Here is a 10,859-nt window from a genome sequence, read left to right as displayed (position 1 = left end):
GGATCAGTTGCCTTCGGCCTGTGCCTCGGAGGCGGCCTCTTCGGCCTGCTCGGCGGGGGCTTCCTCGGTCGCTTCGGCAGGCGCCGCATCTTCCACCACGCCCGTCTCGCTGATGGTCACCGGCACCGGGCTGATCTCGGCCCCGTCTGAAAGGTTCGAGAGCCCATCGAGGATCACCTGATCGCCCGCCTCCACGCCCGAGGTCACAACCCACGCGTTCTCATAGGTGCCGGAAGTCTCAAGCTCCACCTGGCTGGCCTTGCCGTCCACCGCAATAAACACCGTGAGCGTGCCATCTGCCTGCCGGGTCGTCGCCCGTTGCGGCACCAGCACCGCCCGCTGCGTGCCGACGACGATCTCGACCCGCAGGAACTGGCCGGGCAGGATCATCCGCTCGGCATTGTCGAACTCAAAGCGCACGTCGATCGAGCCGGTGGTGGTCGACACGCTCGTGCCCGGCGTCACCAGCCGCCCGATGCCTTCGTAGGTGGTGCCGCTCTCCAGCGTCAGCGTGGCCTCCAGCCGGTCGCCGGGTTGCATCGCCCCGCTGTCGATCCGCTCGCGGATGCGGGTCATCCGGGCAGCGCTCTCGACCACGTCCACGTAAACAGGGTCGAGTTGGGTCACCGTGGTGAGCGCATCGGTCTGGTTGGCGGTGACGATGGCCCCGACCGAAACCGCCGCCACATCCACCACGCCCGCAATCGGGCTCTTCAGCACCGCGCGGTCAAGGTCGAGCTGGGCAGTCTGCACGGCGGCCTCGGCACTCTTGAGCGCCGCTTCGGCGGAGGCCACATTGGCCCGCGCCGTCTGCACCTCCGACACCGTGGCACCCACGCCCTCGAGCCGCTCGTAGCGCTCCACCGTGGCCCGCGCCGTGCTCAGCGCCGCCTCGGCGCTGGCCTGCTCGGCCTCGGCTGCGGCGAAGGCCGCCTCGTAGCTGTCGGGCTCAAGGCTGAACAGCGGCGTGCCGGCCTCCACCCGGCGGCCCGGCTCATAGAGGATCTCTTCCACCATGCCGCCGACGCGCGGGCGGATCTCGGTTTGTGCGCTCGCCACCGCCCGGCCCGGCAGGGTCACCGAAAAGGGCACATTGGCCTCCTCCAACTCCATCACCCCCACTTCCGTCGGCCCGCGGCCGCCTGCGCCGGGCGGCATGCCCTGTGCATTGGCAACGGCTACGGCGAGCGCGAGGATGAGCGCCGCCAAGGCGGCGGCCAGAAGGGTGGAGGGGCGGCGCGGCGCCGCTTTCGGATCGGACATGTAATCACCTGAGGGGAGGAGTATTCGGGTATATTGGATATCAAACGCTGCACCGCGGCAACTCCGTCGCAGAAATTTCATATGTGCACATTTGCCGATAATGCTGTGTTGAAACGCCTCTTTTGCGCCTCACCGAACATATTATCCTAATGATCCACAGGGCCTATACTGGGCCTGCACCCATTGGAGCCGTCCCATGAGCTTTGTCACTGACCTGCGCCGCCTGCGCGACAGCCTTGCCCGATCCGACCGGATGCCCGTGGTCTTTCTCGGCCACGGCAGCCCGATGAACGCGCTGGAAGACACCGACTACAGCCGCGCATGGAGCGAGCTGGGCCGCACCCTGCCCCGCCCGAAAGCGATCCTCGTCGTCTCGGCCCATTGGATGAGCAAGGGAACCACGCTTGTGGCGACCGAGGCCAAACCCGAAACCATCCATGATTTCTACGGCTTCCCCGAACCGCTCTACGAAATGCAGTATCCCGCCCCCGGTGCGCCCGAGCTGGCGCGAGAGGTCACCAGCCTGCTGGCCAGCCACCACGGCGAAAGCGATGAGAGCTGGGGTCTTGACCATGGCTCATGGGCGGTGCTGAAATTCCTCTACCCCGGCGCCGACGTGCCGGTGTTTCAGGTCTCGATCGACATGACGGCCCCGCTCTCCGACCAGCTCGAGATCGGCGCCCTGCTCTCCGAGCTGCGCGACCGGGGCGTGCTGATCCTCGGCTCCGGCAACGTCGTCCACAACCTGCGGGCCATGCGCCCCGGTGGCGCACCGCTCGACTTTGCCGAAGAGTTCGACACGCTCTTCGCAGACCGGCTGGAGGCCCGCGACATGGCCACGCTGGCCGACCGCGAGAAACTCGGCAGCCTGCTCAAGATGGCCCACCCGAGCCACGACCATTACCTGCCCGCGCTCACCATCGCCGGGGCAGCAGGCGCGGGCGACCAGCTGACATGGATGACCGACGCCATCGACCTCGGCTCCGTCTCCATGCGGTCCTTCATCTTCCACGCCGCCTGAGCCACTCAAGCAGCAAAAAGCCCTCCCCCGCACCCGGCGGGAGAGGGCCGTTGATGCCGTGAGCGGCGATCAGTCGTAAAGCACGGCGGCGACCTGCGGGTCGTCCATGTTGTCCTTGTCGTACCAGTAGAAGCCGGTGTCGATCACCTCGGGCAGTTCCTCGCCCTTCATTGCCTTGGCCAGCGAGTCGACAACGCATTCGCCAATGCCCACCGGGTTCTGGGTGATCGAGCCGCGCAGGGTGCCGTCAAGGATCGCGTCCTTCTGGCTCTTGCCGGAGTCAAAGCCCACCCCAACGATGTCGGAGCCGCTCTCCTTGATCGCCACAGCAAGGCCGATGGCCGCACCCTCGTTGGAGGCAAAGATGCCCTTCAGGTCGGGGTTGGCCTGCAGCATCGCCTTGGCCGTTTCAGTCGCCTTCAGCGCGTCGTTGGCATACTGCACGTCGACGATCTCGATGTTCGGATAAGCCGCTTCGATCTGGTTGAGGAAGCCGTCACGCCGCCCGATGCCGGTGGCCGAGGTCTGGTCGTGGATGATCGCGGCCACCTTGCCCTCACCGCCAATCGCCTCTGCCAGCCCGTCCGCGCCAGCGGCGGCGGCAGCGAGGTTGTCGGTGGTGCAGGTGGTCAGCGGCAGGTCGGATTCCACGCCCGAGTCGAAGGCCACGATCGGAATGCCCGCATCGGCCGCCTTGCGCAGCGCCGGCACCTGGGCCTGGCTGTCGAGCGCGGCAAAGCCAAGGCCCTGCGGCTTCTTGGCGATGGCAGCGTTCAGGATATCGGTCTGCTTGTCGATCTCGGCCTCGGTGTTCGGCCCCTCGAATGTGATGCTCACGCCATTGCGCTCGGCGGCGGCATCGGCCCCGGCTTTCACCGCCTGCCAGAACTGGTGGCTGAAGCCCTTCGCGATGATCGGAAAATAGGTGTCCTGCGCGGCAGCGGGGCCGGCCAGAACGGTGGCCGCGCTGAGGGCCGCAATCAGTTTCTTCATGGTGGTTTCCTCCCAGATAACCGTTTCAACATGCGGGCGCCCGGACGCCCCGTTTCCTCCCGGGATCAGCCCTTCTTGCGGAGCATGATATCTACGTAGACGGCGGCAATGATGATGACGCCGGTGATGACGATCTTCCATTCTTCCTGCACCCCCATGACCCGCAGGCCATTGGTCAGGACAGACATGATGAAGGCGCCGATGATGGTGCCCAAAACGGTGCCGCGCCCGCCCGAGAGCGAGGTGCCCCCGATCACCGCGGCAGCAATGGCATCGAGTTCGTATCCAAGGCCAAGGGCAGGCTGCGCCGAATTGAGCCGCGACGAAATCAGCAGCCCCGCAACCCCGCAGATCATGCCGCTGACGCCATAGGTGACGATCTTCCACAGATCGACGTTGACGCCGGAAAGGCGCGCCGCCTCTTCGTTGGAGCCGAGCGAAAAGATGTAGCGGCCCAGAATGGTGCGGGTCAGCACGATGGACGAGATGATGGCAACGCCAAACATGATCAGCACGCCATTCGGAATTTCCAGCCCCGGGATCAGAAGCGAAATCGAGCTTTCCGAGGCGATGTAATAGTAGCTCGGCGTATCGTTGAAGTAGATCGGCTTGGCCCCCGAGAACACCAGCGCCAGCCCCCGCGCAATCTGCATCATCCCCAACGTGGCGATGAACGGCGGGATCTTCAGCTTGGCGATGGAGAACCCCGAGATCGAGCCCATGAACCCGCCAAACAACACCGCGCCCGCAATGCCCAGCGGCAGCGGCAGGCCGAGGTTGGTCAGGATCAGGCCCGCAACAACCGCCGTGAGGGTCATCATCGTTCCCACCGACAGGTCGATGCCCCCGGTGATGATCACGAAGGTCACCGCCACGCCGAGCACACCGTTCACCGCCGTGGCCTGCATGATGTTCACCATGTTCGACCACTGCGCGAAGTTAGGCGCGAAGATCGAGAAGAACCCGAGCAGCAGGACGAGCACCACGAAGGCCACCGCCTTCTGCAGGGTGCCCACGGTCATCAGCCCCTTGCGGGCCTGCTCTGAGGGTGTGGCTGTTGCGGCCTCTGTCATTCTGCGTCGTCCCCTATCGCGCCCCTGTCAGGCAACCTCGTCATGGCGCACTGTCGCCAGTGTCATGATGTCTTCCTGCGTGGCCGTCCGGCCATCCAGCTCACCGGTGATCCGCCCCTCGCACATCACCAGGATGCGCTGCGACAGCCGCAGCACCTCCTCCAGCTCCGAGGAGATCACGATCACCGCCTTGCCCTGCGCCGCCAGATCCTCCAGCAGCGTGTAGATCTCGGCCTTGGCCCCCACATCGATGCCCCGCGTCGGCTCGTCGAAGATCAGGATGTCGCAATCCCGCAGCAGCCATTTGGCGATGACCACCTTCTGCTGGTTCCCGCCCGAGAGCAGCCGCGTCTCCTGATCGATGGTCGGCGTCTTGACCTTCAGCTTAGCCACGTATTCGCGGGCCACCTTGTTCATCGCCCCGTCCCGCATGAAGAACCGCCCTTTGATGAAGCGCTTCCACGAGGGCATGGTGATGTTGTCCCGCACGGTCATGCCAGTCACGAGGCCAAACTGCTTTCGGTCCTCGGAGAGATAGGCAATGCCGTTCTCTACCGCGTCCTTCGGGCTGTCGATCTGCCGGGGCGCGCCATGCACATGGATCGTGCCGCTCTCCAGCGGATCGGCGCCAAAGATCACCCGCGCCACCTCGGTCCGCCCCGCCCCCATGAGGCCTGCGAAGCCGAGGATCTCGCCCTTGCGCAGCGAGAAGCTGACGTTCTCCACCATCCGGCCCCGGTTCAGCCCCTCGACGCGCAGCACCTCCTCGGCCTGCGCCTCACCACCGGCACGGTGCTGGCTGGCCAGTTCGCGGCCCACCATCATCTGAATCACGGTATCCAGCGAGGTCTCTGCGGCGGGCAGCGTGTCGATATATTCGCCATCGCGCATCACCATGATCCGGTCGGCGATCCGTTTCACCTCGGCCATCTTGTGGGTGATGTAGATGATCCCGACGCCCTGCGCCTTGAGGTCATCGACGATGGTGTGCAGGTGCTCCACCTCGCGCTCGTTCAACGCCGAGGTCGGCTCGTCCATCACCAGCACGCGGGCGTTGAAACTCAGCGCCTTGGCAATCTCCACCAACTGCTGGCGGGCCACCGTCAACTCGCCCACCTCCTGCCCCGGGTCGATATCCACCTTCATCCGGGCAAAGATCTCGGCGGCATCCGCCTTCATCTTCGCCTCGTCCACGAACATCCCCATCCCCTTGCGCGGCTCGCGCCCGATGTAGATGTTCTGCGCCGCCGTCAGGTGGTTCATCAGGAACAACTCCTGATGGATGATGCTGATGCCGAGGTCCTGCGCCGCCGTCGGCCCCGGCAGGGTCACGCGCTCGCCGTCCACCCGGATCTCCCCCTCGTCGGGCTGGTAGACGCCAGTCATGATCTTCATCAGGGTAGATTTTCCGGCGCCGTTCTCGCCCATCAGCGCCACGACCTCGCCGGGGTAAAGATCGAGCTTCACCTCATTGAGCGCCCGCACGCCCGGAAAGGACTTGCCGATTCCCGTCAACTCGACGATGGGCGCGCGCGCCGTTTCGCTCATTGCGATCCTCCCGTTGCACCCGCCTTCTGCTGCCGTGGTCTCCTCCTCAAGAGCCGGTCCGGCACGGCGGGTTGCCGGCTCATAGAAGCCTTTCTGCCAGCAGGAGGAAAGTGAAAATTTCAGTTTTTGGTATACCATGCGCCCCTGCCCCCTGTCCGAGCCGGGCGGCCTGCGCTAGAACCATCGGGCGCAAGGGAGGATGCGATGACCACCAGAACACTCGGCCCCGGCGGCCCCGCCGTCAGCTCCATCTGCTTCGGCACGTCTGCCCTCGGCGACATGCCCGATACCTACGGCTACGCGGTGAGCGAAGATCGCGCCGCCGCAACCCTCCGCGCCATCTTCGACGGCCCTTGCAACTTCATCGACAGTTCCCGCAACTACGGCTTCGGCCGTTCCGAAGAGCGGATCGGCGCAGCGATCGCCGAGCGCGGCGGCCTGCCCGAAGGCTTCGTGCTCGCCACCAAGCTCGACCGTGACATGGAGACAGGCCGCTTCGACGCCGCCCGCGTCCGCGAGTCGATTGAAGAGAGCCTCACAGCCTTGGGCGTCGACCGGGTGGACCTGCTGCACCTGCACGACCCAGAGCACGCCCGCGACCTCGATGAAATCCGCGGCAAGGGCGGCGCGCTGGACGAGCTCTTCAAGCTGAAGGACGAGGGCATCGCCGGTGCGGTCGGCCTCGCGATGGGCCGGCTCGATATCATGTTTCCGCTGGTCAAGGAGCGCCCCTTCGACGTGATCCTCAACCACAACCGCTACACCCTGCTCAACCGCGCGGCCGACGAGATGTTCAGCTGGGCGCATGAGGCCGGCATGACGGTGCTCAACGCCGCGCCCTACGCCGGCGGTGTGCTGGCCAAGGGCTCGGCGGTCATGCCGCAGATCACCTATCAGAAGGCCGATGACGACGCGCTCGCCCCCGTCCGCGCCATCGAAGAGGTCTGCACCCGCCATCAGGTGCCGCCCGGCGCCGTGGCGCTGCAATTCTCGCTACGCGACCCCCGCATCGCCTCCACCGTCATCGGCGTGTCCAGCCCCGAGCGGGTGGCGCAAACCGTCGGCTGGGCCGAGTGGGACATCCCCCCCGAAGTCTGGGACGAGCTCGAGAACCTCGGCTATTCCACCGAAGACCCGGAAGCCAACCGCGAGTACCGCCCGGGGTGAGCTAGGGCAGGTAGAACACCTGCTCCATCCCGGCCCACCACTCGCCCTCCGCCCGACTGTCCAGCGGGCGCTGCATCGGCCCGCAGACGGCCCACCACTCCCGCGTCTTCGGGTCGGCGGCAATGGCCTCCATATCGGCCTCGAAATCCTCGCCGACATATTCCCAATAGCCGAACATCAGGTTCTCTGGCTCGCGCAGGAAGATCGAGTAGTTGGTGATGTTCGACGCCTTGATCCGCTCGGCCACCTCCGGCCAGATCTCGGCATGGAGCCGCTTGTACTCGGGGATATTCTCCGCCGCGATCCCGATCACAAATCCCATCCGCTGCATGCGCGCCTCCCTATCCGTCCAACCCGTAAAACCGTGTCGCCGTGCCGCCAAACACCTCGGCCCGCTCGGCCTCGGAAAGCCCCCGCGTGAGCACCTGCGCCGCGGCAAACCAGCCCTCGTAATCGCCTGCCAGCTCTAGCACCGGCCAATCGCTGCCCCACATCACGCGGGAGGGGCCGAAGACATCCAGCACATGGCCCGCCACCTCGCGCAAAGTCTCGGCACCCCAGCCCGGCCCGTACTCATTGGCCAGCCCCGAAAGTTTGCAATGCACCTGCGGATGCGCCGCCAGCGCCACCATCCCCTCGCGCCACACCGCGCCCGGATCGGTGCCGTCGAACACCGGCTTGGCGCAATGGTCGATCACCACCGGTAGCTCGGGCATATCGGCCACGAAACGCTCCAAACTCGGCAAGTGCCGAGGCGTCACCAGCGCATCGAACCGCAACCCCGCCTTCGCCACATAGCGCAGCCCCTCCACCACGGCAGGCCGCAGCAGCCACTCGGTGTCTTCGATATCCTGCAACATCGGGCGCAGGCTCTTCAGCGCCGGGTGGGCTGTGCGGGCAAGCTGCCCCGGCACGTCGCCCTCCAGATCCACCCAGCCAACCACGCCCTGCACCAGCGGGCTCTCGTCGGCGATTTCGAGCAAAAACTCGGTCTCCGCCACCGTCGGCGCCGCCTGCACCAGCACCGTGCCGCCCACGCCGCAGGCTTCGGCGAAGGGCGCCAGATGCTCAGGGCCATAGTCGCGCCGGATCGCGGCCACGCTCTCGTCCATCCAGCCGTAATCACCCCGGTCGATCTTCCAGAAATGCTGATGCGCGTCGATCTTCATGGCGGCCCTCCCCGGCTGAAACTTTCTGCCCGCCGCCGCGCTGTCAACCACCGTTGCCATCCCGCGCCCGCGCCGCCATGGTGCGCCGCAATGGAGGGCAGGATGAACCGATTTTCACTTGAAGGCCGCAAGGCGCTCGTCACCGGGGCAAACGCCGGCATAGGCCAGGCCATCGCCTTGGGTCTGGCCCGCGCGGGCGCCCATGTCACCTGCGCGGGCCGGCGGGGCTGCGGTGAGACGCTGGAAATGATCGGCGGCGGCGACGAACTCCTGCTCGACTTCGCCGACCCGATGGCCGCCCGCGACACCTTCACCGGCGCAGGCTACGACATCCTCGTGAACAACGCCGGCATCATCCGCCGCGCCGACGTCGTCGACTTCACCGAGGCCGACTGGGATGACGTGATCGACGTGAACCTGAAGGCTCTCTTCTTCACCTGCCAATCCTTCGCCAAGGCCGCACTCTCCGAGGAGCGCCCCGCCAAGATCATCAACATCGCCTCGCTGCTGAGCTTTCAGGGCGGCATCCGGGTGCCCAGCTACACGGCCTCCAAGCACGGCGTGGCCGGGCTGACCAAGCTCATGGCCAATGAATGGGCGGCGCGCGGTGTGAACGTGAACGCCATCGCGCCGGGGTACATCGAAACCGCAAACACCGAGGCCCTGCGGGCCGACGCGGAGCGCAACAAGGCCATTCTGGAGCGCATCCCCGCAGGCCGCTGGGGCCAGCCCGAAGATATCGCCGATACCGCCGTCTTCCTCGCCTCGCCCGCCTCGGACTACCTGCACGGCGCGGTCATCAACGTCGACGGCGGCTGGCTCGCCCGCTGAGGCCCCCGCTTCCCCTCCCCGCTCCGCCCCGCTAGGGTCGCGCTCCGAGGAGACCGCCCGAGGAGCACCCATGTATTTCAACCCGCCCCCGCTGACCCACGCCTTTGATCTGCGCGTTGAGCTGGACCCGATCATGGAGATGGGACCGGGCCGCGCCGGGCAGCGCCGGATCATCCCGATCATCGGCGGCACCGTCACCGGCGAGCGTATCCGCGGCGAAGTCCTCAACCTCGGCGCCGACTGGCAGACCATCTTCGATGGCGGCCTTGCCGAGCTCGACACGCGCTACGCAATGCGCACCCATGATGGCGCGGTGATCGAGATCATCAACTTCGGCCTCCGCCACGGCCCGCCCGAGGTGATGGCCCGCGTGGCGGCGGGCGAAGATGTTGACCCGGCGGAGTACTACATGCGCACCCACTGCCGCCTTGAAACAGGCGATCCGCGCTACGCATGGGTCAACCGCCAGCTCTTCGTCGGCATCGGTGGCCGCCGTGCCACCCGGGTCGAAATCTCGGTCTACGAGCTGTCATGAAAGGCCCCGGCAAGCTCCTCGCAAGAAGCGGCCCCACCGGCCCTGGCCCCGCCGATGCGCCGGGCTTCTGGCTCGAAAACGAGGCGCACCGTGACTGGCTCGCGGCAGACGCCCTCAAGCAGTTCGACTTTTTCCGCAAGTCCAAGCGCAAGGACGGCGGCTTTCATACCCTCGACTGGAAGGGCAAGCCCCTGCGCATCCAGCTGCAGGAGCTGCACAGCACTACCCGGATGATCCACGCCTATGCGATGGCCGAGCTCTGCGGCGCGGGCGGGGCCGACATAGTCGATCACGGCATGCAATACCTCGCCCAGGGCCATGCCGATGGCGAGGGCTGGGCTTGGGGCGCCGAAGGCTCCGCGCCCTCCGACCGGCGCCGCATGGCCTATGGCCATGTCTTCGTGCTGCTCGCCGCCTCCTCCGCCCATCTCATCGGCCACCCCGGCGGCCAGCCACTGATCGATCAGGCCTCGCAGGTGTTGATGGACCATTTCTGGGAGGAAGAACCGGGCCTTTTCGGCGCCGATTTCGGCCCGGACTGGACCCCGCTCGACAGCTACCGCGGCATGAACGCAAACATGCACGGGGTCGAGGCCCTGCTCGCCGCCTATGAGGCCACCGGCTGGGAAGATTACCTCAACCGCGCCGGCGGCATCCTCGGCTTCTTCCTCGGCCAGATGGCCCCGGCCTACGGATGGCGCATCCCCGAGCATTATGGCCCCGACTGGTCAGTCGACCTTGGATACGACGGCGACCCGATGTTCCGCCCAGCAGGCACCACGCCCGGCCACAGCCTCGAGTTCGCCCGCCTCCTGCTGCAGCATTGGGATCTTTCCGGCCGCCCCGAAAACGAGGCGCCCTCCGTCGCCCACGACCTCGCGCAGCAGGCCCTCACCGACGGCTGGGCCGAAGACGGCGGATTGATCTATACGGTGGACTTCGACGGCGCACCGCTGCTGACCGACCGCTACTGGTGGCCGGTGACCGAGGGCATCGGCGTGCTGGCCTCGCTGATCAAGCTCGACCCGCAGGAGATCTACGAAGAGTGGTATCGCAGGCTCTGGACCTTCGCCCATGAGCACTTCATCGACCACAAGCGCGGCGGCTGGTATCCGGCGCTGAACGCCAAGGGCAAACCGGTGGAGACCCAGTTCAAAGGCAAGCCAGATATCTACCACGCGCTTCAGGCCACGCTCTACCCGCTCGCGCCCGGCCTCTCCCGCCAGATCACCTCGCTGCCGCTGATCACCTCGTAGGCT

At 66.3% G+C, this 10,859-nt stretch carries 11 protein-coding genes; 5 read left to right on the top strand and 6 right to left on the bottom strand.

Annotated elements, in window-relative coordinates:
• Positions 1–3 precede the first annotated feature (3 nt).
• Complete coding sequence (locus ACUXVX_RS06265) at positions 4–1,263, bottom strand: efflux RND transporter periplasmic adaptor subunit (RefSeq protein WP_446310837.1); 1,260 nt, start codon at positions 1,261–1,263, stop codon at positions 4–6.
• A gap of 196 nt (positions 1,264–1,459) precedes the next feature.
• Here ACUXVX_RS06265 and ygiD point away from each other — a divergent pair, with 196 nt between their 5' ends.
• Complete coding sequence (gene ygiD, locus ACUXVX_RS06260; protein WP_446310836.1) at positions 1,460–2,284, top strand: 4,5-DOPA-extradiol-dioxygenase; 825 nt, start codon at positions 1,460–1,462, stop codon at positions 2,282–2,284.
• Between the two features lie 69 nt (positions 2,285–2,353).
• Here ygiD and ACUXVX_RS06255 read toward each other — a convergent pair whose 3' ends face one another.
• The 3 genes from ACUXVX_RS06255 to ACUXVX_RS06245 form a co-directional block, all read right to left on the bottom strand.
• On the bottom strand, positions 2,354–3,277 hold the full coding sequence (locus ACUXVX_RS06255) for an ABC transporter substrate-binding protein (protein WP_222470360.1): 924 nt from the start codon (positions 3,275–3,277) through the stop codon (positions 2,354–2,356).
• A 65-nt stretch (positions 3,278–3,342) separates the two neighbouring features.
• A complete protein-coding gene (locus ACUXVX_RS06250; protein ID WP_222470361.1) occupies positions 3,343–4,350 on the bottom strand; it encodes an ABC transporter permease in 1,008 nt (335 codons plus the stop codon).
• Positions 4,351–4,377: 27 nt separating this feature from the next.
• On the bottom strand, positions 4,378–5,898 hold the full coding sequence (locus tag ACUXVX_RS06245) for a sugar ABC transporter ATP-binding protein (protein ID WP_446310835.1): 1,521 nt from the start codon (positions 5,896–5,898) through the stop codon (positions 4,378–4,380).
• A 204-nt stretch (positions 5,899–6,102) separates the two neighbouring features.
• Between ACUXVX_RS06245 and ACUXVX_RS06240 the strand changes: the two genes are divergently transcribed.
• Complete coding sequence (locus ACUXVX_RS06240) at positions 6,103–7,065, top strand: aldo/keto reductase (RefSeq protein ID WP_446310834.1); 963 nt, start codon at positions 6,103–6,105, stop codon at positions 7,063–7,065.
• A 1-nt stretch (position 7,066) separates the two neighbouring features.
• Here the strand turns inward: ACUXVX_RS06240 and ACUXVX_RS06235 are convergent, their stop codons facing one another.
• The gene (locus ACUXVX_RS06235; protein ID WP_446310833.1) at positions 7,067–7,396 is read right to left on the bottom strand and encodes an L-rhamnose mutarotase; all 330 of its coding nucleotides are present in this window, start codon (positions 7,394–7,396) and stop codon (positions 7,067–7,069) included.
• A 10-nt stretch (positions 7,397–7,406) separates the two neighbouring features.
• A complete protein-coding gene (locus tag ACUXVX_RS06230) occupies positions 7,407–8,234 on the bottom strand; it encodes an amidohydrolase family protein (protein WP_446310832.1) in 828 nt (275 codons plus the stop codon).
• Between the two features lie 102 nt (positions 8,235–8,336).
• Between ACUXVX_RS06230 and kduD the strand changes: the two genes are divergently transcribed.
• The 3 genes from kduD (at position 8,337) to ACUXVX_RS06215 (ending at position 10,856) form a co-directional block, all read left to right on the top strand.
• Positions 8,337–9,065, top strand: a complete 729-nt coding sequence (kduD, locus tag ACUXVX_RS06225) for a 2-dehydro-3-deoxy-D-gluconate 5-dehydrogenase KduD (RefSeq protein ID WP_446310831.1) — start codon at positions 8,337–8,339, stop codon at positions 9,063–9,065.
• Between the two features lie 70 nt (positions 9,066–9,135).
• Positions 9,136–9,600: a DUF3237 domain-containing protein gene (locus tag ACUXVX_RS06220; protein WP_446310830.1), complete on the top strand. Its 465-nt coding sequence runs from the start codon at positions 9,136–9,138 to the stop codon at positions 9,598–9,600.
• Positions 9,597–10,856: an AGE family epimerase/isomerase gene (locus tag ACUXVX_RS06215; RefSeq protein WP_446310829.1), complete on the top strand. Its 1,260-nt coding sequence runs from the start codon at positions 9,597–9,599 to the stop codon at positions 10,854–10,856. Before ACUXVX_RS06220 ends, ACUXVX_RS06215 begins: the two co-directional genes overlap by 4 nt.
• The last annotated feature ends 3 nt before the right edge of the window (positions 10,857–10,859 follow it).

The sequence above is a fragment of the Vannielia sp. SX4 genome (assembly GCF_052828525.1).
The sequence above is the reverse complement of the archived record's forward strand: the minus strand, read 5'-3'. Positions and strand labels throughout refer to the sequence as shown.